At 72.7% G+C, this 26128-nt stretch carries 24 protein-coding genes; 12 read left to right on the forward strand and 12 right to left on the reverse strand.

What is annotated here, in order from left to right:
* Positions 1–135 precede the first annotated feature (135 nt).
* Together ACGFIW_RS17575 and ACGFIW_RS17580 are read right to left on the reverse strand one after the other, a co-directional pair.
* Positions 136–483, reverse strand: a complete 348-nt coding sequence (locus tag ACGFIW_RS17575) for a DUF1801 domain-containing protein (RefSeq protein ID WP_393316269.1) — start codon at positions 481–483, stop codon at positions 136–138.
* A gap of 33 nt (positions 484–516) precedes the next feature.
* Positions 517–1785 (reverse strand): SGNH/GDSL hydrolase family protein, encoded by a 1269-nt coding sequence (locus tag ACGFIW_RS17580; RefSeq protein WP_393316271.1) that lies wholly within the window; start codon positions 1783–1785, stop codon positions 517–519.
* A gap of 200 nt (positions 1786–1985) precedes the next feature.
* Between ACGFIW_RS17580 and ACGFIW_RS17585 the strand changes: the two genes are divergently transcribed.
* Positions 1986–5255 (forward strand): BTAD domain-containing putative transcriptional regulator, encoded by a 3270-nt coding sequence (locus ACGFIW_RS17585; protein ID WP_393316274.1) that lies wholly within the window; start codon positions 1986–1988, stop codon positions 5253–5255.
* Between the two features lie 46 nt (positions 5256–5301).
* On the opposite strand, the gene ACGFIW_RS17590 is transcribed toward ACGFIW_RS17585, so the two are convergent.
* The 3 genes from ACGFIW_RS17590 to ACGFIW_RS17600 are packed head-to-tail and all read right to left on the reverse strand — an operon-like array spanning position 5302 to position 6824.
* Positions 5302–5868, reverse strand: coding sequence for a TetR/AcrR family transcriptional regulator (locus ACGFIW_RS17590; protein WP_393316277.1), 567 nt, complete (start codon positions 5866–5868; stop codon positions 5302–5304).
* Positions 5869–5872: 4 nt separating this feature from the next.
* Positions 5873–6433, reverse strand: a complete 561-nt coding sequence (locus tag ACGFIW_RS17595) for a carboxymuconolactone decarboxylase family protein (protein WP_393316280.1) — start codon at positions 6431–6433, stop codon at positions 5873–5875.
* 31 nt (positions 6434–6464) lie between these two features.
* On the reverse strand, positions 6465–6824 hold the full coding sequence (locus ACGFIW_RS17600; protein WP_393316282.1) for a hypothetical protein: 360 nt from the start codon (positions 6822–6824) through the stop codon (positions 6465–6467).
* 132 nt (positions 6825–6956) lie between these two features.
* Here ACGFIW_RS17600 and ACGFIW_RS17605 point away from each other — a divergent pair, with 132 nt between their 5' ends.
* Positions 6957–7934, forward strand: coding sequence for an aldo/keto reductase (locus ACGFIW_RS17605; protein ID WP_393316285.1), 978 nt, complete (start codon positions 6957–6959; stop codon positions 7932–7934).
* Here ACGFIW_RS17605 and ACGFIW_RS17610 read toward each other — a convergent pair.
* Entirely contained in the window at positions 7873–8700 is an 828-nt protein-coding gene (locus tag ACGFIW_RS17610) for a YqjF family protein (protein WP_393316286.1), read from the reverse strand. The genes ACGFIW_RS17605 and ACGFIW_RS17610 overlap by 62 nt on opposite strands.
* Positions 8701–8714: 14 nt before the next feature.
* Positions 8715–9881 carry a winged helix DNA-binding domain-containing protein gene (locus tag ACGFIW_RS17615; protein WP_393316289.1) on the reverse strand — a complete coding sequence of 389 codons (1167 nt, stop codon included), beginning with the start codon at positions 9879–9881 and terminating at the stop codon, positions 8715–8717.
* 246 nt (positions 9882–10127) lie between these two features.
* Between ACGFIW_RS17615 and ACGFIW_RS17620 the strand changes: the two genes are divergently transcribed.
* From ACGFIW_RS17620 to ACGFIW_RS17630, 3 genes are all read left to right on the forward strand, one after another.
* On the forward strand, positions 10128–11051 hold the full coding sequence (locus ACGFIW_RS17620) for an RNA polymerase sigma factor (RefSeq protein WP_393316291.1): 924 nt from the start codon (positions 10128–10130) through the stop codon (positions 11049–11051).
* Between the two features lie 111 nt (positions 11052–11162).
* Positions 11163–12047 carry an alpha/beta fold hydrolase gene (locus ACGFIW_RS17625; protein ID WP_393316294.1) on the forward strand — a complete coding sequence of 295 codons (885 nt, stop codon included), beginning with the start codon at positions 11163–11165 and terminating at the stop codon, positions 12045–12047.
* Positions 12048–12158: 111 nt separating this feature from the next.
* On the forward strand, positions 12159–12620 hold the full coding sequence (locus ACGFIW_RS17630) for a DUF5709 domain-containing protein (RefSeq protein WP_393316297.1): 462 nt from the start codon (positions 12159–12161) through the stop codon (positions 12618–12620).
* 51 nt (positions 12621–12671) lie between these two features.
* Here the strand turns inward: ACGFIW_RS17630 and ACGFIW_RS17635 are convergent, their stop codons facing one another.
* A complete protein-coding gene (locus ACGFIW_RS17635) occupies positions 12672–14252 on the reverse strand; it encodes a DHA2 family efflux MFS transporter permease subunit (RefSeq protein ID WP_393316300.1) in 1581 nt (526 codons plus the stop codon).
* 246 nt (positions 14253–14498) lie between these two features.
* On the reverse strand, positions 14499–14819 hold the full coding sequence (locus tag ACGFIW_RS17640) for a hypothetical protein (RefSeq protein ID WP_393316302.1): 321 nt from the start codon (positions 14817–14819) through the stop codon (positions 14499–14501).
* Here ACGFIW_RS17640 and ACGFIW_RS17645 point away from each other — a divergent pair.
* From ACGFIW_RS17645 to ACGFIW_RS17655, 3 genes are all read left to right on the forward strand, one after another.
* Positions 14818–15132, forward strand: coding sequence for an SDR family NAD(P)-dependent oxidoreductase (locus tag ACGFIW_RS17645; protein WP_393316305.1), 315 nt, complete (start codon positions 14818–14820; stop codon positions 15130–15132). The two genes, ACGFIW_RS17640 and ACGFIW_RS17645, sit on opposite strands and share 2 nt — an antisense overlap.
* A gap of 418 nt (positions 15133–15550) precedes the next feature.
* Complete coding sequence (locus tag ACGFIW_RS17650; RefSeq protein ID WP_393316308.1) at positions 15551–16774, forward strand: IS110 family transposase; 1224 nt, start codon at positions 15551–15553, stop codon at positions 16772–16774.
* Positions 16775–16918: 144 nt separating this feature from the next.
* Positions 16919–17752, forward strand: coding sequence for a helix-turn-helix transcriptional regulator (locus ACGFIW_RS17655; protein ID WP_393316311.1), 834 nt, complete (start codon positions 16919–16921; stop codon positions 17750–17752).
* Between the two features lie 6 nt (positions 17753–17758).
* Here ACGFIW_RS17655 and ACGFIW_RS17660 read toward each other — a convergent pair whose 3' ends face one another.
* Positions 17759–18562 (reverse strand): AraC family transcriptional regulator, encoded by an 804-nt coding sequence (locus ACGFIW_RS17660; protein WP_393316314.1) that lies wholly within the window; start codon positions 18560–18562, stop codon positions 17759–17761.
* 50 nt (positions 18563–18612) lie between these two features.
* On the opposite strand from ACGFIW_RS17660, the gene ACGFIW_RS17665 reads away from it, so the two are divergent.
* Both ACGFIW_RS17665 and ACGFIW_RS17670 read left to right on the forward strand, forming a co-directional pair.
* A complete protein-coding gene (locus ACGFIW_RS17665; protein ID WP_393316316.1) occupies positions 18613–19035 on the forward strand; it encodes a DUF2000 family protein in 423 nt (140 codons plus the stop codon).
* Between the two features lie 95 nt (positions 19036–19130).
* Positions 19131–20741, forward strand: coding sequence for a ricin-type beta-trefoil lectin domain protein (locus ACGFIW_RS17670; protein ID WP_393316319.1), 1611 nt, complete (start codon positions 19131–19133; stop codon positions 20739–20741).
* A gap of 54 nt (positions 20742–20795) precedes the next feature.
* Here ACGFIW_RS17670 and ACGFIW_RS17675 read toward each other — a convergent pair whose 3' ends face one another.
* Together ACGFIW_RS17675 and ACGFIW_RS17680 are read right to left on the reverse strand one after the other, a co-directional pair.
* Complete coding sequence (locus ACGFIW_RS17675) at positions 20796–23315, reverse strand: FtsX-like permease family protein (RefSeq protein ID WP_393316322.1); 2520 nt, start codon at positions 23313–23315, stop codon at positions 20796–20798.
* Between the two features lie 8 nt (positions 23316–23323).
* Positions 23324–24082, reverse strand: coding sequence for an ABC transporter ATP-binding protein (locus tag ACGFIW_RS17680; RefSeq protein ID WP_393316325.1), 759 nt, complete (start codon positions 24080–24082; stop codon positions 23324–23326).
* Between the two features lie 172 nt (positions 24083–24254).
* Here ACGFIW_RS17680 and ACGFIW_RS17685 point away from each other — a divergent pair, with 172 nt between their 5' ends.
* Together ACGFIW_RS17685 and ACGFIW_RS17690 are read left to right on the forward strand one after the other, a co-directional pair.
* Positions 24255–25448 carry a sensor histidine kinase gene (locus tag ACGFIW_RS17685; protein ID WP_393316328.1) on the forward strand — a complete coding sequence of 398 codons (1194 nt, stop codon included), beginning with the start codon at positions 24255–24257 and terminating at the stop codon, positions 25446–25448.
* Positions 25445–26083: a response regulator gene (locus ACGFIW_RS17690; protein ID WP_393316331.1), complete on the forward strand. Its 639-nt coding sequence runs from the start codon at positions 25445–25447 to the stop codon at positions 26081–26083. The genes ACGFIW_RS17685 and ACGFIW_RS17690 overlap by 4 nt, the downstream gene beginning before the upstream one ends.
* The last annotated feature ends 45 nt before the right edge of the window (positions 26084–26128 follow it).

A 26128-nucleotide genomic window follows, 5' to 3' on the forward strand; every position in this document is an offset into this window, starting at 1 on the left:
CGATCCACTCCTTGGTCCGTACGGTGTCAGCCTGCGGGTGGGACCGGGTGTGCCCGGCCCTCACCCCGCGGTCGAAGCCGGAGCCCTCGCTCTCGACACGGTCGCCTGATTTTCTCCCGGAGCGGGCGCGGGTGCTCAACCCTTGTCGAGCACCACGGCCTGGTGGACGTAGTCTTGCAGCGCCGCACGGTCCAGGGTGCCGGCCGGCCTGAGTTTGACGTGCCGGGTCCCCTTTCCCACACCGGCGAGCAGTCCGTGGCGGTCGGTGAACTCGGCGCCCCGGGCGAACGCGAAGGTAACGTGGGTCTTGCTCAGGCTCAGGATCGCCAGGAGTTTGACGCCCTGCCAGGCGAGCGAGCCCCGGCTGATCACCTCACGGGCGTCGGGGGCGCACTCCCGCATCATCTCGCGCAGTGCGGCGACCACGTCGCGGTGCTCGACGGGCAGCCGACCCAGGTGCTCGTCGATGTCATGGCTGGTCATGTCCGGGTCCCTCCGTTGTGGTGGCTACTGGTCTCAGCGGATCTGGGCGGCGACGGCGGCAGCGGCAGCGGTCGCCCCGGCGTCGTTGAGGTGCAGGAAGTCGACGTGGGCGTACGCGGGTCGCAGGGCGTCGCGGTCGGACGGATCGGCGAGGATCCGGTCGAGGTCGACGACGGCGTCGTACTCGCCGCTGGTGCGGATCCACCGGTTCACCTCGTCGCGTACCTCCTCCTTCTCCTGGGTGTAGCTGTACGAGTTCTTCATGGGCGGCATCGTGGCGCCGATGACGGTGACCCGGTGGGCCCGGGCGGCCCGGATCAGCGCCCGGTGGCCGTCGATGAGCGCAGCGGCGGTCACCACCGGCGAGGCGCCACAGCCGAAGTCGGGGTAGCCGCCCCCGGTGATGTCGTTGATGCCGATCAGGACGACGGCCGATCGCACCCCGGGCTGTGCGAGAACGTCGTGGCGGAACCGGCTGACGCCCCGCTCACCGAAGCACGTCGAGTCGGCGAGCAACTTGTTGCCACCGATCCCGACGTTGGCCACCGCCAGTGGGCGGCCGGCGGCGACCAGCCGCTCGGCCAACTGGTCCGGGTAGCGGTTGTCGGCACCGAGGGTGGAGCCGTATCCGTCGGTGTGCGAGTCACCGAACGTCACCACCGTGCCCCGGGTACGCGGCGACCCGGCGACGTCCACCCCCGTCAGGTGGTACCACGACTGACTCGTCTCGCCGGAGAACGCGCCAGCGCGGTGGTCGAAGCGGTGATCGCCAGTCGCGCGGTAGGTGCTGGTGAGTCCGTCCTGGTGGTAGGTGGCCGGGCCGGTCGCGCCGGCGAAGTACAGCGTCACGGTCACCGCCTCCAGCGCCCGTACCGGCAGGGACACCGGGTCGGAGGTGGTCTCGGTGCCGGCGGGCACGGTGGTCGTGCGCCGCCGGTCGAAGGTGACAGGCAGCAGGGTGCCGGGTCGCACCGCCGCTCCGGTGCCCGGACGGCCCACGGTGGCGCCGGTCAGTCGCAGCGGTTGGCTGCCGTACCGGTTGGAGACCCGGATCCGGATCTGGGAGCCGGCCGCGCTGACCCGCACCACCTGCCGGACCGACTCGTCGGCGAAGCCGGTCATGGACCAGTTGGTGCCGAACCAGTCGCTGCCCGGCACGGGGTGGTGGTGGGCGGCCGACCAGGCCGCCGACCAGGCCCCCGCCGCGTCGCGGCCGGTGGTCGCGGCGCTGGCCGGGGCGGCTGGCGCCAGCAGGCACAGGGCGGTGAGTACGGGCAGGATGCGAGCCGTCGACGTCGACATGGGAGTGTCCCTTCGGGAAACCACGGTGGGCGATGGGTTGCGGCCGGCTCAGGCCGGCCGACCGATGGGATTCACCCTGCCCGGGGGGCCTTACCGTTTCTTTACGGTGTTCTGCCGAGCCGACCGTGCCGCCACCCCGGCAGTCCCCTGGTCTGCGCGCCGGCTCTCGCGGGGCGGGTCGGGGCCGTATCCTGGCCGCCATGCGGTTCGGGGTGCTGGGCCCGTTGACGGTGTGGACCTCGCACGGTGCCGTGGTGACCGTCCCGGGGTTGAAGGTCCGGGCCCTGCTCGCCGCGTTGCTGCTGCACGAGGGGCAGCCGGTGCCGGCGGATCGGCTCATCGACTATCTGTGGGGTGACAGCCCGCCGGCTAACGCCGCCGGGGCGCTGTCGGTGAAGGTGTCGCAGCTACGCCGGGTGCTGGCCGAGGCCGAGCCCGGCGGTCGGGAGTTGGTGCGGTCGCCGCCACCCGGCTACCGGATCCTGGTCGATCACGACGACGTGGACTCCCGCCGTTTCCACCGGATGGTGTCGGAGGCGCGGGCGACGCGGGACGTTCGATCTCGCGTGGCGCTCTACACGGCGGCGCTGGCCCTGTGGCGGGGGCCGGCCTTCGCCGACTTCCGCGACGAGCCGTTCACCGCCGCCGTGACCGCCGGGCTGGAGGAGCAACGTCTCCTCGCCGCGGAGGACTGTCTCGACGACCGGCTGGCACTCGGCGAGCACGGGGCCGTCGTCGGTGACCTCGGCGACCTGCTGGCCCGGCAGCCGCTGCGCGAACGCGCACGGGGGCTGCACATGCTCGCCCTGTACCGGGCGGGACGCCAGGCCGAGGCGTTGAGCAGCTACGACGAGCTGCGTGTCCGACTCCACGAGGAGTTGGGGCTCGATCCGGGCCCCGAGCTGGCCGCGCTTCAGCGGGCCATCCTCGCGCACGATCCGACGCTCGCCACACCACCGGCGGCCCTCGGCGCGGCCGAGCACATCGCTCCCGCGCGGACGAACCTGCCGACCTCGTTGACCGAGCTGGTCGGTCGCGAGGCGGCCGTCACCGAGCTGACCGCGGAGGTGGCGGGCAACCGGCTGGTGACCCTGGTCGGCATCGGCGGGGTCGGCAAGACCCGGCTCGCCCTGGAGGTCGCCCGCGCCCGGTCGACCGCTTACCCGGACGGGGCGGTGCTTGTCGAGCTGGCGGGCCTCGCCCGGTCCGACGCGCCCGAAACGGTAGACGCGGTGGCGGAGCTGGTGCTGGCGGTGCTCGACGTGCGGGACGCCGCCGAGGCGGGCACGGCCAGCGCGCCGGTCGACCGGCTCGCCCGGGTGTTGGGCGACCGCCGGCTCCTGCTCGTCCTCGACAACTGCGAGCATCTGGTGGAAGCGGTCGCCGAGGTGACCGCCGTGCTGTTGCGGGCGGCACCCGGGGTGCGCGTGCTGGCGACCAGCCGGGAGCCGCTCGGGCTGTCCGGCGAGGTCGTGTGGGTCGTCCCGCCGCTGCCGGTCCCCGAGGAGAGCGGCGGTACGGACCTGGCCGCCCTGCGCCTCTCCAGCTCGGTGCGGCTCTTCGTCGCCAGGGCGGCCGCCGCGGACCGGGGGTTCGTACTCACCGTGGAGAACGCGACCGCCGTCGCCACCCTGTGTCGCCGGCTCGACGGGATCCCGCTGGCACTGGAGCTGGCCGCCACCCAGGTCCGTGGGCTGGGCGTGCCGGGTCTGGTCGCCGGGCTCGGCGACAGGTTTCGGCTGCTGGGGGCCCGGCACCGGGGCGTCCCTCCCCGCCAGCGGACGCTGCTGGCGATGCTCGACTGGAGCCGGCAACTGCTCACCGAGCCGGAACGGGTGGTGTTGCGGCGGCTGGCCGCGTACGCCGACGGGGGTCGGGTGGACGCGGTGCGGGCCGTCTGCGCGCCCGACGGCGTGCCCACCGCGAGCGTCGCGGACCTGCTGGCCCGCCTCGTCGACCGGTCGCTTGTCGTCGTCGCGCCGCGCGACGGCGGCCCGCACTACCGGCTGCTGGAGTCCGTCGCCGCCTTCGGCCTGGAGCAGATGCGCACGGCCGGTGAGGCGGACCAGATCCGCACGCGCGCCCACCGTCACCTCGCCGAGCTGGCCGAGCGGGCGCGGGACCACCTGCACGGTCCGGACCAACGCCTGTGGTTGCGGCAGCTCGACGCCGAGTCCGCCAATCTGCGCGGCGCGCTGGACGCCGCGGTCCGTCAGCGCGACGGGGATCTCGCGCTGCGCCTGGCCAACGCGCTGAGCTGGTACTGGTTCCTCCGGGGCCGGTTCACCGAGGCCCGCCGGCGGCTCGCGGCGGCCCTGGATTGCCCGCCGGAGGGGCCCACCGCCGAGCGTGCCCGCGCCACGGCGTGGCACCTGGGTTTCGCGCTCCTGTCCGGCGACGTCGCGGACTGGGCAACGCGCCACCACGCGGCGATCCGGCAATACGAGGGCATCGACGACCCGCACGGCCGGCTCCGGGCGCAGTGGTTTCTCGCCTACGCGGAGATCGACCTCGGTGACGTGGCGGCCACCGGCGAGTTGCTCGACCGCGTCCTTGCCGAGGCGCGCGCTCTGGGCGACGTGTGGGTCGTGGCCGCCACCCTGGGCCTGCGCGCCAAGCACGCGTACGCCCGGGGCGACGGCACGGTGGTGGCGCGCGACGGAGCGGAGAGCGCGACGCTGTTCCGCCGGCTCGGTGACCGGTGGGGGCTGTTGCAGGCCACGGAGTGGCTCGGCGCCCAGGCGGGCATGACCGGGGACTACGAGCAGGCCGATCGGTTGTACCAGGAGGGCCTCCGCGTCGCGGAGGATCTGGGCCTGTCGTTCGAGGTGGCCGGTCACCTCTCCTGGCTGGGCTGGGTGGCCCTGCAACGAGGCGACTATCCGCGGGCGCGGCAGCTCAGCGGTCGCGGGCTGCGGCTGGCCACCGAGCAGGGGACACCGCTCGGCATCGTCTTCGCCGAGCTGTGTCTCGCCGCCGCGGCGCGGCGGGAGGGCCTGCTCGACATGGCGGAGACGCACCTGCGCAACCTGCTGGACGCGGCCGCACGGCAGCAGGACGGCCCCGGGCAGCCTCTCTACCTGACCGGAGTCCTCGGTGAGCTGGGGTACGTCGCCGAGCTGCGCGGCGACCCGGCGGCGGCCCTGGGTTGGCACCTGCGGGCCGCCGAGGTCGCCGCGGACCTCGGCGCCGACCAGGACCCGTGGCAGATCCTCGTCGGCGTGGCCGCCGCCGGTGACCGCCCGCAGGACGCGGCCCGGTTGCTCGGCGCGGCGGCGGCGAGCCGGGAGGCGACGGGCCTCCCACTGGCGCCGGCCGATCGCCCCGACGTCGAGCGGGCGACCGCGCTGGCCGTGGCGGGGTTGGGTGTCGAGGACTTCGCCGTGGCCTACGAGCGGGGACGACGGCTGTCGCCCGAGGAGATCCGTCGCGTCGTTCGGCGCGCGGGCCTGGCGACCCTGCCCGGTTGACCAGGGCCGAGGCCGCGAGCCACTGCCCCGAGTGACGCGCTTCGGGTCAGGGGCGCAGCGCGTTGAGCACCAGGTCGGCGTACCGACGCCACACCGCCGGGTCACGCTCGTCGAGCACGATGAGCTGCCGGACCGCCCCGCAGAGGAGCACCCGGATGTCCAGCTCCCCGGCGTCCTGGCGGATCTTGCCGGAGGGCCGGACCGCCGCCACCAACTGCCCGATCAGGCCCAGGATGTGCGCGGCGGGCACCAGCCTGCCCTCGAAGAACGCGTCGGCGAGGACCCGGTCCCGGGCGAGACGTCCGAACAGGTCGGGCACGAAGGAACACCACTCCCGGTATGCGTCGGCTCCGTCGAGCGCGGCGCGGATGCGCTGCTCCAGCTCCTGGAACTGCTGCTGGACGACCGCGACGACCAGGTCTTCCTTGCTGGGGTAGCTGCGGTAGACCGTCGCGCGGCCCACCCCGGCCCGGTCCGCGACCTGCGGCACCGTCACCTGAAGCCCCTGCTCGGCGAAGAGTTCCCGGGCGGCGGCGATGACCCGCTCCTGGTTCCGACGGGCGTCGAGACGCCGATGGGGAGTGCGCGGGTCGCTCGGGGTGGGCGGGGTCATGGTCTCAGTCTGCCCGTTCGGTCTCGCCGGCCAGCGGCGGCTCGTCGCCGTACACCGTGGTCAGCTCGACGGTGAGCACCGTGGCCACCCGGCCGAACGACCAGTAGTAGCCGATCACCTGGAGCACCTCGACGATCTCGCGCTCGCTGAGGATCTGCCGCACCTGGTCGAAGAGATCATCAGGAATGCGCGGTGACCGCACCACCTCGGCGGCGAACCGGATGAGCGTCCGGTCGTACGCGCAGAGGTGCGGGCTGTCGATGTCCCGGCTGGTGATGATCTCGCGGGTGGCCCGGTCGACGCCGGCCGCTTCGGACATCGGACGGTGTTGGGCCGCCTCGAACTCGCACTCGGTGTACTCGGCCACGGTCAGGATGACCAGTTCCCGCGAGCGGGCGGGCAGCTCCAGCGCGGCGAACTGCGCCCTCGCGAGCTGGATGAACAGTTTCACCGTGCCGATCGAGTGGGTCAGCATCTTGACCATCGGGTCGGGCGGCAGGGCGGACAGGAAGTCGCGGACGTCGGCCGGAATCGCGTTCGGGTCGGGGTCGGCAAGGCGGGGCATGGTTCTCTCCTCTGCTGGTGGTCGAGATGGTTCAGGCGGGCAGGTCGAAACCCGTCTCGCTGAGGTGGCGGAACCGGCCGTCCTCGGCATACGACCCGAAGATCGCGATCTCCCGTCTGGCGGTCGATCCGTCGACCAGGGTGATCTCGTAGACGTGCCGTTCGGCGTAGTGGAGGCCGTCGCGCAGCTCGTCGAGGACGCGCACGGTGCCGCTGACGATCTGACCGCGTACCCGGGTCACCATCTCGACGAACTCGGCCCGATCGAGGGTCGCGCCGTCGCTGCGGTGGGTGTAGTCGGGGGCGTAGAACTCGTCCAGCGCCTCAGCCAGGTCGCGTGTCGGCTCGAAGACCACGGCGCGCAGGGCGTCGCTGATCCGTACCGGAATCATGGGGCTCCTCGTGACAGGTGGATCCGGACTCGGAAGTCCGCTTAGTCACCACCGTACCGGACACGCGAGTCCGCTTCCGGTGAGAGTCGTCACTGGGTGCGGGTGGGCGGGGCCGGTCGTAGCGTGGGGCGCATGCGAACCACCACACTGGGCAACGCAGGTCCCGAGGTCGGCGTCATCGGTCTCGGGTGCATGGGCATGACCCACGCGTACGACGTCACCGGCCCGCGCGACGACGACACCTCGATCTCGGTCATCCACCAGGCCCTCGACCTGGGCGCCACCCTGATCGACACGTCGGACGTGTACGGGCCGTACACCAACGAGGAGCTGGTCGGGCGGGCGCTGGCCGGCGGTCACCGCGAGCGGGCCGTCCTGGCGACGAAGGCCGGCCTGGTGGTCACCTCCCCCACCGGCGGTCCCGGCAACCTCGCGAAGATCGGCAACAACGGCCGCCCGGAGCACATCCGCACGGCGATCGACGACAGTCTGCGTCGGCTCGGCACCGACCACGTCGACCTCTACCAGCTACACCGGGTCGACCCGGAGGTGCCCATCGAGGAGTCCTGGGGTGCGATGGCCGAGGCCGTGGCGGCGGGCAAGGCACGCCAGCTCGGGCTGTCCGAGGTGACGGTGGCCCAGATCGCGCGGGCCCAGGCGGTGCACCCGGTGGCGTCGGTGCAGTCCGAGTTGTCGCTGTGGACCCGCGACCCGCTGGCCGAGGTGCTGCCGTACTGCGTCGAGCAGGGCATCGCCTTCCTGCCGTTCTCGCCGCTGGGTCGCGGTTTCCTCGCCGGCCGGTTCACCTCGTTCGACGACCTGCCCGCCGACGACTTCCGTCGTGGTCTGCCCCGTTTCCAACAGGAGGCGCTGCGCGCCAACCTCGCCATCGTCGCCCGGGTCCGCGAGATCGCCGACCGGGCCGGCGTCAGCCCCGCGCAGGTCGCCCTCGCCTGGGTGGTGGCGCAGGGTGACCGGGTCATCCCGATCCCGGGCACCAAGACCCCGAAGTACCTGGTGGACAACTGCACCGCCGGCGACGTGCGGCTCAGCGCCGAGGACCTGGCCGAGCTGGACGCGCTGCCCGCGCCGGAGGGCGGTCGCTACTGAGGCCGCGGCGGCCCGGCACCGCTGTGCCGGGCCGCCGCAGTGCCACCGGCGGGCCGAACCTGACCCCGACGCCGGGCGAGTAGAGCACGCTGACCGGCGGCCCGACCGGTGCCGGCAACCCGGCGGCGGTGACCAACTCGTCGTCCAGGTGCAGCAGTTCGGCCCGGTGCAGCGGCCAGCGCGGATGCCAGTTGGGCAGGTGCAGTGTGCGCCCGTGGGCCCGCGTGTGCAGCCCCCAGCGTGCGGTGACGAAGTGCTCCAGAGGGCTCGGCTCGTCGATCCGCTCCCCCACCCGCACCACCATCCGGTTTCTCGCACCCGCCGGGCCGGGCCAGCGTCGGCGGCACCGGTAGTCGCGGCGGTCACCGTCGCGGTCCAACCGCATCGACGACCAGAGGTACGGCAGACGCAGCGTCGCCCGCGCCACCAGCACCGGCACCAGACGGGACGCGTCGAGCGAGCGGAACACCACGGCTCGTCGGCCGGTGTCGTCGACCGAGTACAACCGGACGTTGGTCTCGGCGAAGGTGCCGAAGTAGGGCACCCCCGGTCCGCGGCCGAAGCCCAGCCCGACCATCCGGAAGCCGATCAGCCCGACGAAGCTCACGCCGTCCATCGTGTCCGGACGGGTGCCGGCCGGCAGCAGCGGCGCGACGATCTCCGGGGCGACGGCCCAGTGCAGGAAGGTGAGATCCTCCCAGCGTTGCCGCAGGACGGCCCGGGGGAACGCCTGCCGGGGTGCGTGGTCGACCGGTTCGATGTCCACCCCCTCATCCTGACTCAGGCGTGCGGGCCGACGTCCACAGTTCCGATTGTCAACGACGGCTTGCCCTCCAGAATGTGGGCGACCCGCTCGACCTCCTCGGCCAATGCCCGGCGTCGACCGGGGTCGAGCGCCCGCAACGGCTCGACGGTGACGCGGATCGTGCGCCCGGAGCGACGCTGGTGCCACACCCCGGCGACCGTCCCGTCCACGAGGAGCACCGGAAAGTTGCCGGCCTGCCCACCGGCCAGCGCCCGCTCGGCGGCGGCACCGGGAAAGAGCTGCTCGCGGGGGTGGCAGCCGACCGCGTACGCGTCGAAGTAGGGCAGTAACCGCAACCCGGACGGCAGATCGTCCGGGAAGTCGGTGTCGCCGGCGACCACCCACGCCCGCGTGCCGGCGACGGTGACCTCGCCCAGATCCTGCGACCGGAACACCCCGGTCGCCCACCGCTCGGTCACCGACAGCCACCTGGCGAACTGGGCGGGGGTGGCCGGCCCGTACGCGTACAGGTAGCGGCGGACGAGGTCGGCAAGCGCCGCCGGGCCGGCCAGCGGCGTGAATCCGGGTAGCCAGCGGGCCGGGCTGGTGTAGGTGGTGGCGCGTCCCCGGGTCGGGCCGTGGCACATCACGCCGCCCCGGGTGGCGGCCGACATCGCGGCCATCCACCGGGGCCACCGGTCCTGGAACGCCTCCATGACCCGCTCGCCCGCCCACGCACCGGTGCGGGCGACGACCTCCTCGGTCAGCTCGGCGGTGGTCAGCTCGGCCTCCGCCAACGCGTCGGCGATGGCCACGAGGACCTGCTCATGCTGCTCGGGAGTCAACAGCCCTCGGCTCTGCTCCCACGGCGGGGCGGGCATCGCGCTCAGCGCGCCGGTCCACATCGGCAGGTCCGCGGCGGCGAGCAGGTGCACCGTCCCGCGCGGCCCCCGGGTCTTGACCAGTGTGCGGTCCCCCCAGAGCGCCTGGCGCACCAGCGCACGGGTCGCGCCCGGGACACGTAGCCCGACGGACAGCTCGGCGGCGGAGGCGACCTGGGCGTGCGCCCCGCACATCCTCGACACCACGTCGGCGACGCGCTCGGCGGACGGGTCGGCGACCGGCGCGGACGACGCCGGTGCTGCCAGCCCGTGTCGCGCCAGCCGCCGGGCGGACACCTGCGCCCAGCTCAGCTCGGTCACGGCCGGCCCTCGTCGGCCGGGCACGGGGGTGGGGCTTCGAGAGCGCGTCTGGTCATGTCGCCCACGCTACGACCGACGTACGTCACTTTCCGGCAGCCACCGTCGGCGTCGGGGCCCTCCCCCGGTGCCGGCTCCGGGGATCGACGCCGTCACCCGTCGTAGGCTGGGTACCGGCGACAGGCACCGAACAACACCGACCAGACCGCCGCGAACAGGACACCTCGGGACGCGCAGGAGGACGTACGCGTGACGCAGGGTGACACGGAGCTGGTGCTGCTCGCGCAGGCGGGAGACGCGGCGGCGCTCGGTGCGCTGCTGGCCCGCCACGAGGCCGAGATGCGGGCCGTGGCGCTGAGCATCCTCGGCTACGGACCGGACGCCGAGGACGCGGTGCAGGACGCGATGGTGGTGGCGTTGCGCCGGATCGGCGAGGTCCGCGACCCGGCTGCCGTCGGCCCGTGGTTGCGCGTCATCGTGCGCAACAACAGTCGGATGGCACTACGCGGGCAGCGGGCCGTCCCGGTCGCCGAGCCGGAGTGGTTCGCCGGCCCCGCCGACACACCCACCCCGGAGGAGGCACTGGACCGGGGCGCGATGCGCGACTGGGTGTGGCACGCCATCGGGCAGTTGTCCGAGCCGGACCGGCTGGTCACACTTCTGCGGTACTTCAGCGACGCGTCCTCGTACGAGCAGATCGCGGCCGTGTGCGGCGTGCCGGTCGGCACCGTCCGCAGCCGCCTCAGCCACGCCCGCCGGGCGCTCACCGGCGGCCTGCGGGCGGCGGCGAGCGCGGCCCACACCGACGTCGCCGCGACGAACGGGGCACGGTGGCGGGAGGGCCGCGACATGATCGCCACGGCGATGGGCGGCGACTTCGACCGGGTGGTCCGCGAGAGCTGGTGGCCGGACGCCGAGATGATCGTGCCGGGCGGCCCGCGCGGCGGCCGTGACCTGGCCGTCGCGGGCATGGACCGCGACCTGACGGCCGGGGTACGCCAGCGGCTGCGCAACGTCGTCGCCAGCGGCGACGTGCTGATCTGGGAAACCGACCTGATCAGCCCGCCCGACGACCCGGAGCACTGCCCACCGGCGGCGCTGTGGTTACAGGTGCTGCGAGAGGGTCGGGTGCGCCACCTCACCCTCTTCCACCCCGTGCCCGCGCTGCGCTGAAAAACTTCTCGGACCGAGCGAACTTTCTCCCCGAGCCACGCATCTGGTTCGCGTCATGCACCAGTCGCCGTGTCGGCAACGCCGCACGGGTCGCGGATCGGGAGACAGCCCATGGGTTCCACAAGCAACGACGTCAGCGCGCTCGCACCGGGTGCCCACACCTTCCTCGTCGACGGCGTTCGGCAGGTCTACCACGTCGCCGGCAGCGGCCCGGTGTGCGTGGCGCACTCCGGCGGCCCCGGCATCGAGTGGGCGTATCTGCGGACGCCCGGCCTGGAGGAGCACTTCACGGTGGTGTACGTCGAGCCGGTCGGCACGGGTGCGTCGGGGCGGCTCGACGATCCCACCGACTACCGTCTCGACACGTATGTCCGGTTCCTCGACGCCGTCGTCGCGCACCTCGGCGAACCCCGGGTGTACCTCCTCGGGCACTCGCACGGCGGTTTCGTCGTCCAGCGCTACGCGCTCGCACACCCGGACCGGGTCGCCGGTCTCGCCCTGTACGACACCTCGCCCGTCACCGGCGCCGAGTTCTGGGCCGAGGCGATGGCCGGGCTCGCCGCGTACCCGCAGCGGCACCCGGACCGGCCGGAGGCGGCAGCGGTCCCGGCCGCCTTCGGGCAGATCGGTGCCGCCACCGACGACGAGTCGTTGGCCACCGCCCTACGCGCCGCCCTTCCGGTCTACTTCGCGGACTTCTGGGGCCGGCAGGACGAGTTCGTACCGTTTCAGGCCGCTGTCCGGATCTCGTTGGCGCCGGCGAGCGCGCAGGACCCGGTGCCCTTCGACGTGCGGGAGAACCTGGCTGAGATCACCGCGCCCGCCGTGGTGATCGTCGGCGCGTACGACTTCATCTGCCCTCCGCGCCGCGCCGAGGAGCTGCACGCGGGCCTGAAGGACTCGCGGCTGGTGCTGCTGGAGCGCAGCGGGCACTTCGCGCACATCGAGCAGCCGGTGGAGTTCACCGAGGCCGTGGTGGAGCTGCTCACGCGCTGAACCGGTGCGGCCCCAGGTCGGTTCGTCACAGCGGGCAGACCTCGGGGTGCGCACGCGTTGCACGGTCATAGGCTTGGCACTTTGGTGCACCGTGACGAAGAGGAGACCGCCGTGAGCCAGACCGAGCGGATGGATTCCGTCGACGAGTGGAACGTGGCCGAGGACGACGGCGTCCTGGACGCCTCCGACACCCTCGACGACGACCGGGTCGGTGACCCCCTGGACACCGGCATCGTCGCCGAGGATCACTGGACCGCGGCCAACCGGTTCGGCACCACGCCGGCCGAGGAGCGCGCCGGTGAGTCCCTGGAGCAGCACCTCGCCCAGGAGGTGCCGGATGTCGACCCGTACGCCGAGGGCGGCGACGACGAGGACGAGCTGACCCGCCGGGGGTACGAGAGCGAGGCACGCGCGGGCCGTCTCGTCGCCTACGACGAGGGCGTCCGCGAGGACGACGAAGCCGAGTCGGTCGCCTGGGACGCCGGGATCGACGCGGGCGCCGCCAGCGCCGAGGAAGCGGCGGTCCACGTGGTCGAGGAGCCGGACGGGCTCGGCGACGGCCCGTTGCGCTGACGCCGTACCGCCGCGCTCGGCACCCCAGGGGGCCGAGCGCGGCGGCGTGGGTCAGTGAATGACGACGGGCGCCTTGACCTGCTCGCCCTGCGCGTCGTCGAGCCGCGCCGGGGGACGTCGGCGCGGCAGCAGGGCCGCCGGGACGAACGTGAGCACGACAAGCGCGAACGCGACCCAGAACGTGCTGGCGAACGACTTGGCGGCGAAGTCGAGCCCGCGCTCGATGATCGACGGGTCCACCGGCATCTGCTGGAGCAGCTCCGGCCGTTGCTGGGAGGCGATGGCCAGCCCGGCCTCGGTGATCGGCTTGCCGCTCTCGTCGACCAGGCCGGGGATCGGCCGGGAACCGTTCAGCTCGTTGGTGAGGATCACCGACATCACGGCGGCGCCGACCGAGCCGCCGATCTGCTGGAGGATGTTGACAAGCGTCGAGCCGCGCGCCACGTCGTTGGCCGACAACGTCCGCAGCGCCGACGTCATGATCGGCATCATCGTGCCGCCCATACCCAGGCCCATCACGAACAGCGAGCCTTCGAGCATCAGGTACGAGGTCTGCGGGTCGACCTGGGTGAAGCTGAAGAACCCGACGACGATGAGCGCCAGCGCGAACGGGACGGTACGCCCGATCGGCACCCGGTCGGCCAGCATGCCGGCGATCGGCATGGTGATCATCGCGCCGATGCCCTGCGGGGCCATCAGCAGGCCGGCGGTCAGCGTCGTCTCGCCGCGCACCTGTAGGAAGTAGCTCGGGAACAGCAGACCGGCGCCCATGAACGCGATGATGAACACGAACAGCGTCAGCGACGCGATGGTCAGGCTGCGGTTGCGGAACAGCCGCAGGTCGAGCAGCGGGTGCCGGGGCTTGAACGAGTAGAGCACGAACGCCACCACGAGCGCCCCGCCGACAAGCATCGGAGCCCACACCTTGGTCGCGGCGAAGGTGCCCGCCTCCGGCAGCGACGACACGCCGTAGAGGAAGAGCGCCAGGCCCGGCGAGAGCATCAGCATGCCGACGAAGTCGAACGACTCGGACGGCTCGGGGGCGTCCTTCGGCAGCGCCATCTGCGCGTAGATCAGCGCGACGACGCCGATCGGCAGGTTGATCAGGAAGATCCAGTGCCAGCTCGCGGTGTCGATCAGCCAGCCACCGAGGATCGGGCCGCCGATCGGGCCGAGCAGCATCGGGATGCCGAGGACGGCCATCAGCCGGCCGATGCGGTGCGGGCCGGCCGCGCGGGTCATGATGGTCATGCCCAGCGGCATGAGCATGCCGCCGCCGAGGCCCTGGAGCACGCGGTAGCCGATCAGCTCGCCGATCGTGTCGGCGGTGGCGCAGAGCCCCGACCCGATCGTGAACAGGGTCAACGCCACCATGTAGAGCCGTTTGGTGCCGAACCGGTCGGCCGCCCAGCCGCTGAGCGGGATCACGGTGGCCAGCGCGAGGGTGTAGGCGGTCATCGTCCACGCGACGCGGGCGTAGGACGCGTCGAACTCGCTCTGGAATTTGGGCAGCGCCACGCTGACCACCGTCACGTCGAGGATCGACATGATGGCGCCGAGGACGACGACGCCGGCCACCTTGAGTACCGCGGCGTCGAGTTTGTCCGATGTCGCGACGGATTGCTGTGTCACTAACTCTCCTGTAGTCGATTGAGCCGGCCGATGGTGGGCGGTGGCGGCGATGCCGCGCCTACCGGGCGCGGGGCGCGACGTGCCAGGACGACGACGCGCGCAGGAAGAGTATCGGGAGGATGTGACGGTTCGCCGCCCGATTAAGGCTCGTCCGGGCGTCGCATCCGATCGGCCGTGCGACTGTGGCCGGACGTCGTGGTGGCGAGCAGCCGGCCGAACCCTGCGTCAACCGGCGCGCACGGTGCGTCAGAGACGGGTCGCGGTCCGGATCAGCGCGGCGAGGGCCAGGGATCGGCTGTGCGGCGGCCACGCGATCACCGTCGTCACGGTCGGCGCATCCACCACCGGCACCGCGGCGAGGTCGGGGCGTAGGTCGGCGCGGACCGACTCGGGCAGGACGGCCGACGCCCGGCCGAGCGCGATCAGCTGGTACAGCTGGGTGGTGTCCCGCGCCTGCGGACCGGGTCCGTCCGGGTACGTGCCGTCGGGGCCGGGCCGGCGGGGCATCGGCAGGTCGGGCAACGCGGTGACGTCAGCCCACTCAGCGTCGCCACGGACCGTGAACATGTCCAGCGACGTCGGCTCTCTCACCCGGCAGACCGCCTCCACCGACGAGCTCATGACGGGCCCGCTGGCCGTCGCGTACGCGCCGTCGAAGCCGTTCCTCAACGCCGTCACCGTGCAGTACGCCAAGGAGCTGCGCGGCACGAACATCCTGATCAACGCCGCCTGCCCCGGCTTCGTCGCCACCGATCTCAACGGCTTTCGCGGCGTCCGTACCCCCGAACAGGGCGCGGCGATCGCCATCCGCCTCGCGACCCTGCCCGACGACGGGCCGACCGGCGGGTTCTTCGAGGACGCCGGTGTGGTGCCCTGGTGATCAACCGTGCTGCCCACCGCGGTAGCTGAGCGGGCGTGGGGCGCGCCCGACCCTGGCCGCGCGCCACTCACCGCCCTGGTAGCTGGTGGGGCCGTGCCGGGTCCTGGTGGCGTGCCTCTCTTCGCCTCGGCGTTGGCCGGCGAGGCCGCGAAGCAGTCCACCGTCGTCGACCCGGACTCCGCGCTCACCCAGGAGGAAATCCCGTTACCTTTTTGATCGTCCCCAGCCGGGGACCCTCGGTCGCCCGGCCCGGTATGACTTCCTGCCCCTGTCGTTCGGATGATCCGGGGGGTGTTGTCGCCGGGTCGGGTGGCGTCGGCGGACCGCTGATAGGGACACGGCCACCCGTGTTCGGGGTAGGTCTCTTCGTAACGTGGCTGCCGGCAGTCCGACGCCTGGACCAGCGGCCGAGGCCACGATGCGATGCGTGGAGGCGGGTCTGGTGCACGACGGATATGGCGTCTTCCTCGGCTTGGACGTCGGCAAGGGTGATCACCACGCGGTCGGATTGGCTCCGGACGGCAAGCGGCTGCACGACGCGCCGCTGCCGAATACCGAGGCCCGGCTGCGGCAGCTATTCGACAAACTCGCCCGTCACGGCCGAGTCTTGGTCGTGGTTGACCAGCCTGCCTCGATCGGCGCCTTGCCGGTCGCGGTGGCTCGGGCGTGTGGGCATCAGGTGGCCTACCTGCCCGGCCTGGCGATGCGGCGGATCGCTGACCTGCACCCCGGCTCGGCGAAGACCGACGCCCGCGATGCCTACGTCATCGCTGACGCGGCCCGCACTCTGCCGCACACGCTGCGGCGGGTCGACACCGGCGACGAGACCCTGGCCGAGCTGGAAGTCCTCGTCGGTTTCGACGACGACCTCGCCGGCGAAGCCACCCGGGTGTCCAACCGCATCCGGGGACTGCTCACCCAGATCCATCCCGCCCTGGAACGCGTCCTCGGCCCGAAAATCGCGCACAAAGCTGTGCTGGAGCTGCTCTCGCGCTGCGGCGGCCCGGTCGGTTTGCGCAAGGCCGGCCGCCGCAAACTGCTCTCGATCGCCGCCGTCCACGCGCCCCGCATGGGCGAACGGCTCGTCGAGCAGATCATGACCGCTCTCGACGAGCAAACCGTCACCGTCCCCGGCACCAGCGCGGCGGAAACGATCCTGCCCCGCCTCGCCGACAGCCTGCACGACGTCCTGCGACAACGCGACCACGTCGCCGGCGAGGTCGAGAGGATGCTTGATGCGCACCCTCTTGCCCCGGTCCTGACCTCGATGCCCGGCATCGGCGTCAGGACCGCCGCCCGGATCCTGCTCGAAGTCGGCGACGGCACCGCCTTCGCCACCCCCGGCCACCTCGCCGCCTACGCCGGCCTCGCCCCCGTCACCCGACGATCCGGAAGCAGCATCCGCGGCGAACACCCACCGAGAGGCGGCAACAAGAACCTCAAACGCGCGTTCTTCCTCGCCGCGTTCGCCGCCCTCGCCGACCCCACCAGCAGGGCCTACTACGACCGCAAACGCGCCGAAGGCAAACGCCACAACGCCGCCCTCATCTGCCTCGCCCGCCGCCGCTGCGACGTCCTATACGCCATGCTCCGCGACAAGATCCCCTACCAACCCCGACCCACCACACCAATCCCCGCTTGACGAAACCCATAGGGACACCCCCCCGCGCGATCCGGCTGGAACCAGGATCCAGTGCGATCTTGGGCGGGTGGAACACCGTGCCGGGTCTCCCCTGTTGCACTCGATGCGCCGGTCAGCAGCCGGCACGCAGTGATCGGAGACACCGTGGACCGAGCCCAACTCGCCAGTTTCCTGCGCACCCGCCGCGAGGCGCTCCAGCCCGAGGACGTCGGGTTGCCCCGGGGTCCGCGTCGGCGCACCGGTGGGCTGCGGCGCGAGGAAGTCGCCACGTTGAGCGGGATGTCCACCGACTACTACGGCCGGTTGGAGCAGCAGCGCGGGCCGCACCCCTCGGAGCAGATGCTCGCCGCTCTCGCTCGCGGTCTGCGGCTCTCCCTCGCCGAACGGGACCACCTGTTCCAGCTCGCCGGCCATGCCGTACCCCACCGCCAGGTGCGGGCCGACCACGTGAACCCGGGAATGATGCGGATCCTCGACCGGATGCACGACACCCCGGCCCAGGTGGTGAACCACCTCGGCGAGACCCTGGCGCAGACCGCGCCGGCCGTCGCCCTGCTCGGTGACGAGACCCGGTACACCGGACTGGCACGCAGCGCGCACCACCGCTGGTTCACCGACCCGACGGCACGGCAGCTGCGCCCGGCGCAGGACCACCACACGCAGAGTCGCCTGCTCGTGGCGCACCTGCACGCGTCGTACACGCGGGACGGGCGCGGCTCGCGGGCCGCGGTTCTCGTCGACGACCTGCTGGCCCGGAGCCCGGAGTTCGCGCAGCTGTGGCGGGAGCACCCGGTTCCGGCCGGCTACTGCCCGCCCAAGCACTTCGTGCACCCGGAGGTCGGGGCGTTGGAGCTGCACTGCCAGACGCTGGTGGACCCCGACCAGTCGCAGACCCTGTTGGTCTTCACCGCCGTGTCCGGGTCGCCGAGCGACGAGAAGCTGCGGCTGCTCTCTGTCATCGGCGGCCAGCGCGGCTGACCGCGGTCAGCCGCGGGCGGGGTAGCGGGCCGGGCTGACACCCAGGTAGCGCCGGAAGTGGCGGGTCAGGTGCGCCTGGTCGAAGAACCCGGCCGCGACGGCGGTCTCGACGGGCCGCTGCCCGGCGAGGAGCAGGCGACGCGCCAGCTCGACCCGGCGGCCGGTCAGGTACGAGTGCGGTGGCACGCCGTGCACCTGGGTGAACGTCCGGACCAGGTGGGTCGGGTGGGCGTGCAGCAGCTCGGCGGCCTCCCCCAGCGTGACGCCCTCGACGGTCCGGGCGTCCAGCAGCTCCCGTAGTCGCACCGCGAGGCCGCGTCCGGCCGGCTGTCCAACGACCGGGGAGCGCTGGCGGAGCTGGTGGCGCAGCCGGTCCAGGATGAACGCGAGTCGACTCTCGGCCTCGAACTCGTCACCGGGTGCGGCGAGCACCTGATGCAGGTGGTGGATCCGGTCGCGCAGCTGCGGATCGGCCAGGTCCGGCTCGTCGACGGCCCGACCGACCAGCTCGGCGTCGAGCGCCGAAGTGTCGAGGTACAGGACCCGCTTGCGGAAGCCGTCCGGTGTGGCGGAGCTGCCGTCGTGCGGCACGTACGGCGGCAGCAGGGTGACCGACGTGCGCAGCGCACCGTGCCGGTGCCGGTCCAGGTCGAAGCGGACCGCGCCGTCGTCGACGATCAACAGCGTCCACACCTCGTGGATGTGCCGGGGGTAGGCGTGGTCCACGAAATGGGCGTGGAAGACCTCGGCGACCCCGGCTACCGCGGGTCGCCACGCGCTGACGTGCGAGCCGGCCGGGCGGGTGGCCACGCTAAGAACGTACAAGACCGGTAGGCGTCGGGGCGGGCAGGCTCGACGCCATGACCGAACCGATCCGCTTTCCCACCAAAATCGCCGTACTGCTCCGCACCGACCTGGCGAGCTGGCAACGGCTGAACGTCACCGCCTTCCTGGTCAGCGGCATCGCGAGCACGCTGCCGGAACTGGTCGGCGAGGAGTACCGCGACGCGGACGGCACCAGCTACCTGCCGATGTTCGGCCAGCCGGTGCTGGTCTTCGCCGGGGATCGTGCGACGTTGGTCGGCGCGCACTCGCGCGCCCTCGCCCGTGGCCTGCGGATGGCGATCTTCACCTCCGAACTGTTCGCCACCGGCAACGACCGGGACAACCGCGCCGCCGTCCAGGCGGTCCGACGGGAGAAGCTCGACCTGGTGGGTCTGGCGCTGCACGCGCCGCGCAACGTGGTGGACAAGGTGCTCAAGGGTGCGTCCATGCACCCGTAACGGCATCCGTGGCGACGAAGACATTGATATCGGTGTCTATGGCTGTAATGATTAACACACTTTACAGTTGTTTCGCCGCCCGGAAGGACCCCCACATGGCGCGACGATTGGCCGGGCTCGTGCCCCGCCGCCCCCGCATCAGACTGACCTCCGCGCTCGCCGCGGCCCTGCTCGCCGTACCGACCGCCCTGGTCGTCGGCGCATCGCCCGCGACGGCGGCCGCAACGGGCGTCATCACCGGGTACGGCGGCAAGTGCGTCGACGTGGCCGCCGCGAACCCGGCCAACAACACAGCGGTCCAGCTCTACACCTGCAACGGCTCGACCGCGCAACAGTGGACGGTCGGCGACGACGGCACGATCCGGGCGCTCGGAAAGTGCCTGGACATCTCCGCCGCCAGCACCGCCAACGGCGCCCGGGTGCAGATCTACGACTGCAACGGCACCGGGGCGCAGCAGTGGTCGGCCAGCGCCGGCCAACTTGTCAACCCGGCCTCCGGCAAGTGCCTCGACGCCACCGGCCAGAGTTCCGCCGACGGCACCCCGCTTCAGATCTGGAGCTGCACCGGCACCGCCAACCAGACCTGGACGCTGCCCACCGGCGGCACCACACCACCCCCGTCCGGCGGTTTCACGCACCCCGGTGTGCTGGTCAGCCGGGGTCAGCTCGACTTCGTCCGCTCTCGGGTGCAGGCCGGCGCGCAGCCGTGGGCGTCGGCCTACAGCCAGATGATGAGCAGCCGGTACGCGTCCCTGTCGCGCACCCCGGCACCCCGGTCGGTGGTGGAGTGCGGGTCGTACTCCAACCCGAACAACGGCTGCACCGACGAGCGCGAGGACGCGATCGCCGCGTACACCGACGCGCTCGCCTGGTACATCACCGGCGACGCCCGGTACGCGCAGAAGTCGATCCAGCTCATGGACGCCTGGTCGGCCACGATCACCGCGCACACCGGCAGCAACGCCCCGTTGCAGACCGGCTGGGCCGCCTCGGTCTGGCCCCGGGCCGCCGAGATCATCAGGTACACGTACACCGGCTGGCCCAACGCCAACCGGTTCGCCACCATGCTGCGCACCGTCTACCTGCCGGTGGTGCGCAACGGCTCGAACAGCAACGGCAACTGGGAACTGACCATGATGGAGGCCGCCGTCGGCATCGCAATCTTCCTGGAGGACCGCAGCGCCTACGACGCGGCGGTCACCCGCTTCCTCAACCGCACCCGCGCCTTCGTCTACCTGCCCAGCGACGGCGCGCTGCCGTACACGGTGCCCGGCAGCGGCCTGGACACCAGCTCGGAGATCATCGGCTACTGGCAGGGCCAGTCCACCTTCGTCGCCGGCCACGCCCAGGAGACCTGCCGCGACTTCGTCCACACCGGGTACGGGATCTCCGCCATCTCGCACGTCGCGGAGACCTCCCGCATTCAGGGGCGCGACCTGTACCCGCAGGTCGGTGAGCGGTTGCGGCAGGCGCTCGGCTTCCACTCGCGCTACCAGCTCGGCGAGGCCCCGCCCTCCTGGCTCTGTGGCGGCAGCCTCACCCGGGGCCTCGGCCCGATCACCGAGGTCGGCTTCAACGCGATGAGCAACCGGCTGGGCAACGTCATGACCAACACCCAGACCCTCACGGTGCAACAGCGACCGGCCGGCAGCAACAACCTCTTCGTGGCCTGGGAGACGCTGACCCACGCCAACAACCCCAACTGATCCCGGCCACCGTGGGTCGACGCCGAGGTCCCCGGCGTCGACCCACGGTGCTGGTCAGCCGTCCACCCCCAGCGCCGCCACCGGGCTGACCCGCGACGCTCGCCGGGCCGGCAGCACCCCGGCCAGCGCGGTAAGCACCACCAGGGCCACGAAGAGCCCGGCCAGCGGCAGCAGCGGCGCGGTCAGTGGCGCCTCGACGCCGAGGGTCTGGACCGCCAACCAGGCGTACGGGATGCCGAGCACCAGGCCGATGGTCGCGCCGATCACCCCGTACAGGCCGGACTCGACGGTCAGCATCGTGCGCAGGCCGGTCCGGGACAGGCCGATCGCCCGCAGCAGCCCGGACTCGCGTACCCGCTCCACCACCGACAACGCGGTGGTGGAGCCCACGCCGACGACCGCGATCAGCACGGTCAGGCCAACCAGGCCCACCGCGATCCAGACCAGGGTGCGCACCAACGCGTCGTTGCGGTCCCGTTCGTCGGCGAGCACCGTCAGGCCCACCCCGTCGCTGCCCCCGATCGCCTGGCGCAGCGCCCGCACGCCGGCCGTCCGGCCGTCCTCGCCGGTGCCGGCCGCGTCGGCCAGCAGACCGGTGTACGCGGCCGGCACGCCGAGCCGGTCCAGGTCGGCGGCATCGGCGAGGATGCCCGCGTGCAGCGGCCCGTCCCCGGGCAGGACCGCGGCGACCCGCACGTCGACCCGGCGCGCCGCGACGGCGAGCGTGACGGTGTCACCGGCCCGCACACCGCTGTCCCGGGCGACCCAGGCGTTGACCACGATCCGGCCGGGCCCCCGGTCGGCCAGACTGCCCTGGGCCACGTCCAGTTCGCCGGTGCTCGGCAGCACCGCCAGATCCAGGTCGCTTGTCGGGTAACCGGACTCGACGTCGCCGAGCCGGTCGGCACCGCGCAGCAGCGTGGCCTCGTCGACCATCCGGTACGGCACCACCCTCGCCAACGCACTGCGTGCCGCCTCGGCCCGGGTCACCACGGCCGGTGGCAGCGTCCCGCCGTTGCTGGTGACCTCGAAGTCGGTCGGTGCCGACAGCGCAAGCTCGCGGTCGGCCAGGACCTGTAGCGACGCACCGCCGATCAGCACCCCGGAGATCAGGGTCACGCCGAGCGCGACCACGACGGAGACCGCCGCCGCCCGGCGTGGCGTCCCGCCGATCCCACCGACCGACATCCGCCCGAGCGGCCCGAACTGGCGCAGCGGCCACCCCACCACGGCCAACACCGGACGCACCAGCAGCGGCCCGAGGGCCACCAGCGCGAAGAACGCCAACGCGCCGGACGCGACAAGCAGGAGCAGCGGCCGCGACGGGTCGTAGTTCGACTGGTCCGGCTTCGGCAACCGGCTGATCGTGGCGACCGCCGCCAGGACCGCGCCGACGGCCAGGAGCAGCCCGAGGACCAGACGTGGCACGCTGACGCCGCGCCGGCCGGCGGTGGTGCTCGCCGTGCGCAGTGCCTCCAGCGGGGAGACCCGGGCGGCGGAGAGCGCCGGTGCCAGCACGGCCAACACGGTGAGCACGACAGCGCCGACCACCACCGCGACCGCCGCCACCAGGGGCAGACCCGGCGAGGAGACCGCCCTGCCGGACGCGCGCAGGATGGCCGGCAGCGCGTACCCGAGGGTGAGGGCGCTGGCGACCCCGACGACCCCGGCGACCAACCCGGTCAGGGCGCCCTCGGCGGTCAACGCCCCGACCAGGGTGCCCCGGTTCGCGCCGACCGCCCGCAGCAGCGCGAGCTGCCGCATCCGCTGGGCGAAGACGATGCGGAAGGTCGAGGTGACCACCAGCGCCGCCGCGACGACCGCGATGGCGACGAACACGCCGACCAGGACGAAGAGCTTCCCCACCTGCTGGGCCGCCGCGTTCGCCTCGGCGTCGCGTACCTCGGCGCCGGAGCGGATCGGCTGGCCGGCGACCGCGGCGGTCACCCGTTGCCGGACGGCCTCGGTCGAGGTGCCGGGGGCGACCCGCAGGTCGACGCGCTCCACAGCCGTCAGCCGCGCCCAGGCGATCACGGCACTGTCCGGGGCGTACGCGTCGTAGCCGGCATCGGTGCCGGCGTCCACCAGAGCGGTCACCGTGAGCGGGGCGGGCGTGCCGAGTTCACCGCCGGTGCCGCTGGTGGTGGTGCCCACCGAGAGCCCGAGCCGTTCGCCGGTACGCGGCGTGATCGCGATCTCGCCGGGCTGGTCCGGGTAGCTGCCCTCGATCACCCGCAGGGTGCTCAGCGGGCCGGTGCCCGGATCGGACTGGAGGTTGAGGTACCCCTCGCCGATGGAGACCCCGGTCGCCACCCGGGCCACCGCCTCGGCGACCCCGGGCACCGCCCGGACCTGCCGCACGTCGGTCACTGTGGGGGGCGGCACGCCGGGCTCGCCGATCACCAGGTCGGTGACCGCCGGGGTGACGCTGAGGTTGTCCCGCACGGTCCGTTCGGTGATCTGCTGCACCAGCACGGTGCCGAAGACGACGAACGACGCGACAAGGATCGCCAGGCCGGTGAGGATCAGCCGGCCGGGCCGCCGGGCGGCGGCGCTCGTCTGGGTTCGCAGCACTGTCGCCCTCATCGGCGGGCCGCCAGGTCCCGCAGGGCGTCGGTGACCGACACCTGGTTGGGCTTGTCGATCTCGCCGGCCACCCGCCCGTCGGCGAGCAGCACCACCCGGTCGGCGTACGCGGCGGCGATCGGGTCGTGGGTGACCATGACGACAGTCTGGCCGAGGTCGCGTACCGAGTCGCGCAGGATGGTGAGCACCTCCGCGCCGGAGCGGGAGTCGAGGTTGCCGGTCGGCTCGTCGGCGAAGACCACCTCGGGTCGCGCCACCAGGGCGCGGGCCAACGCGACCCGCTGTTGCTGGCCGCCGGACAGCTCGCTGGGCCGGTGGTTCAGACGGTCACCGAGGCCGAGCACCCGCACCAGGTGCGCGAGGAGTTCGGCGTCGGGCTGCCGCCCGGCGAGGTCCAGCGGCAGGGTGATGTTCTGTGCGGCGGTGAGCTGCGGCAGCAGGTTGAAGGACTGGAAGACGAACCCGATCCGTTCCCGGCGGACCCGGGTCAGTGTCCGGTCCGACTGGCCGGTCAGCTCGGTGCCGCCGAGCAGGACGCGGCCGGAGGTGGCGGTGTCGAGGCCGGCGAGGCAGTGCATCAGTGTCGACTTGCCGGACCCGGACGCGCCCATGATGGCGGTGAACTCGGCCCGGCCGAAGCCGACCGAGACCCCGTCCAGGGCACGGACCGCGGTGTCGCCGCTGCCGTACACCTTCACCAGGTCGACCGCGGCGACCGCGGCGTGGCCGGTCTCCGGCGGGGCGAGGGTTGTCATTGTTCCTCCAGTGGCTGCGATGTGGCCCGGACAGCCAGTGGCTGCGATGTGGCCCGGACAGCGTCGCCGTCGCCGCAGGGCGGGCGCATCGGCCCGCAGCCGGGTAACGCCGGCGTCGGGTCTGTCTTTCGGCCGATCTGCCCGCGCCGTCCGCTGGCTACGCTGGGTCACCATGAGCACGCCGGATCTTCGACGTTGGTGGGTACGCCTGGCCCAGGCCGCCGGCCTGCTGGCCATGGGTCTGCTCGCCCTCTTCGACCTCCGGTTCGGCGCGCCGGAGAGCATGGCCGCTCTCCTGCTCCTGCTGGTGCGCATGGGGCTGGCGGTGGCGACGGTGCCGCTCTGGCTGCCGGTGCACCGGCTGGGTACGCGGCTGCTGCCGCTGGCCGCGCTGGGGCTCGCCTTCGTCTCACTGGCCGTGACCGCGGCCGTCGTGCTCTTCTCCAACGGCATCTACCTGTTCGGCAGCAGCTGGGGGCTCGCCGAGTCGGCCGGGCTGATCGGTGTGGTCTTCGTGGTCACCCGCTGGGGCGCGCCCCGGCTCGCCCCGTGGGCGACGCTGGCCGTCGGGTTGGCCGTGGCCGCGTTGCCACTGCGCTCCGGCACCGAGAACCTGCTGGTGATCTTCGGACTGCTCCAGGTGCTCGCCGCGGCCGGCGCCGCCGGGGTGGGGCTCTACCTGCGGATCATGGCCGCCGGCCGGGAGCGGGCGATCGCGCTGGTGCGGGCCGAGCAGCGCGCGGAGTTCGCCCGTGACCTGCACGACTTCATCGCCCACCACGTGACAGGCATCGTCGTGCAGGCACAGGGTGCCCGGTTCGTCGCCGAGCAGGACCCGCAGCGGGTGATCGTCGCCCTGGGGCAGATCGAGCGGGCCGGCGCGGAGACGATGGCCTCGATGCGGCGGATGGTCGGGATCCTGCGCAACCCGGACGCCCCGCCGGACGTGCCGCTGGCCCCACTGGCCGGGGTGACCGAGCTGGGGCCGCTGCTGGCCGGGTTCAACGGGGCGGCGAACGCGCCGGCACGGCTGCACGTCGACGGCGACCTGCACGGGCTGCCGGTGGAGGTCTCGACCTCGGCGTACCGGGTGGTGATGGAGGGTCTGACCAACACCCGCCAGCACGCGCCGGACGCACGGTCGGTGCAGGTGGCCGTGCGGCGTACCCCGGACTGGTTGCTGGTCCGGGTCGCCGACGACGGCGCGTCGCCGCGCACCGCGCCGGCCCGGGGGCACGGCTTCGGCCTGATCGGCCTCACCGAGCGGGTACGTGCCCTCGGCGGCACGATCACCGCCGGGCCCGGCGTCGCCGGTGGCTGGGTGCTCGATGCGGCGTTCCCGCTGCGTGCGGCGGTGGCGCGGTGATCCGGGTGCTGATCGCCGACGACCAGGCCATGGTCCGGACCGGCTTCGGCATGATCATCGGCGCTCAGCCGGACATGGAGGTCATCGGCGAGGCCGCCGACGGGGTCCACGCGGTCGAGGTGGCCCGGCGACTGCGCCCGGACGTGGTGCTGCTGGACATCCGGATGCCCCGCCTCGACGGGCTCGAAGCACTGCGGCTGCTCGCCGGGCCGGGCGTCGCCGACCCGCTGCGGGTGGTCGTGGTGACGACCTTCGACCTCGACGAGTACGTGCACACCGCGCTCGCGAACGGCGCGTGCGGTTTCCTGCTCAAGGACTCGGGCCCGGCCCTGCTGGTGGAGGCGGTCCGCGCGGCCGTGTCCGGCGACGCGCTGATCAGCCCCTCCATCACGGTACGGCTGCTGGAGCACCTCAGCCCGCCCGCCCCGGCCCGCGACGACGGCGGGCTGTCGCCACGGGAACTCGACGTGGTGAAGCTCGTCGCCCGGGGCCTGACCAACGCCGAGATCGCCGCCAGCCTCTTCATCGCCGTCGGCACGGTCAAGACCCACCTGGCGAGCGTGCAGATGAAACTCAAGGCCCGCAACCGGGTGGAGATCGCCGCGTGGGCGTGGGAACGCCGCCTCGTCGGTTGACAGGGGGCAGCGGCGCGACCGCCACTGACCTACCATCGTTATCAG

The organism is Micromonospora sp. NPDC048935 (assembly GCF_043197875.1).
Taxonomy (GTDB): domain Bacteria; phylum Actinomycetota; class Actinomycetes; order Mycobacteriales; family Micromonosporaceae; genus Micromonospora.

Bases quoted from the DNA above. Each gene is read 5' to 3' on its own strand.
- ACGFIW_RS17575 (WP_393316269.1), bottom strand. From the start codon at position 483: ATGACCAGCCATGACATCGACGAGCACCTGGGTCGGCTGCCCGTCGAG.
- ACGFIW_RS17580 (WP_393316271.1), bottom strand. From the start codon at position 1,785: ATGTCGACGTCGACGGCTCGCATCCTGCCCGTACTCACCGCCCTGTGC.
- ACGFIW_RS17585 (WP_393316274.1), top strand. From the start codon at position 1,986: ATGCGGTTCGGGGTGCTGGGCCCGTTGACGGTGTGGACCTCGCACGGT.
- ACGFIW_RS17590 (WP_393316277.1), bottom strand. From the start codon at position 5,868: ATGACCCCGCCCACCCCGAGCGACCCGCGCACTCCCCATCGGCGTCTC.
- ACGFIW_RS17595 (WP_393316280.1), bottom strand. From the start codon at position 6,433: ATGCCCCGCCTTGCCGACCCCGACCCGAACGCGATTCCGGCCGACGTC.
- ACGFIW_RS17600 (WP_393316282.1), bottom strand. From the start codon at position 6,824: ATGATTCCGGTACGGATCAGCGACGCCCTGCGCGCCGTGGTCTTCGAG.
- ACGFIW_RS17605 (WP_393316285.1), top strand. From the start codon at position 6,957: ATGCGAACCACCACACTGGGCAACGCAGGTCCCGAGGTCGGCGTCATC.
- ACGFIW_RS17625 (WP_393316294.1), top strand. From the start codon at position 11,163: ATGGGTTCCACAAGCAACGACGTCAGCGCGCTCGCACCGGGTGCCCAC.
- ACGFIW_RS17645 (WP_393316305.1), top strand. From the start codon at position 14,818: ATGTCCAGCGACGTCGGCTCTCTCACCCGGCAGACCGCCTCCACCGAC.
- ACGFIW_RS17640 (WP_393316302.1), bottom strand. From the start codon at position 14,819: ATGTTCACGGTCCGTGGCGACGCTGAGTGGGCTGACGTCACCGCGTTG.
- ACGFIW_RS17650 (WP_393316308.1), top strand. From the start codon at position 15,551: ATGCGATGCGTGGAGGCGGGTCTGGTGCACGACGGATATGGCGTCTTC.
- ACGFIW_RS17665 (WP_393316316.1), top strand. From the start codon at position 18,613: ATGACCGAACCGATCCGCTTTCCCACCAAAATCGCCGTACTGCTCCGC.
- ACGFIW_RS17670 (WP_393316319.1), top strand. From the start codon at position 19,131: ATGGCGCGACGATTGGCCGGGCTCGTGCCCCGCCGCCCCCGCATCAGA.
- ACGFIW_RS17680 (WP_393316325.1), bottom strand. From the start codon at position 24,082: ATGACAACCCTCGCCCCGCCGGAGACCGGCCACGCCGCGGTCGCCGCG.
- ACGFIW_RS17685 (WP_393316328.1), top strand. From the start codon at position 24,255: ATGAGCACGCCGGATCTTCGACGTTGGTGGGTACGCCTGGCCCAGGCC.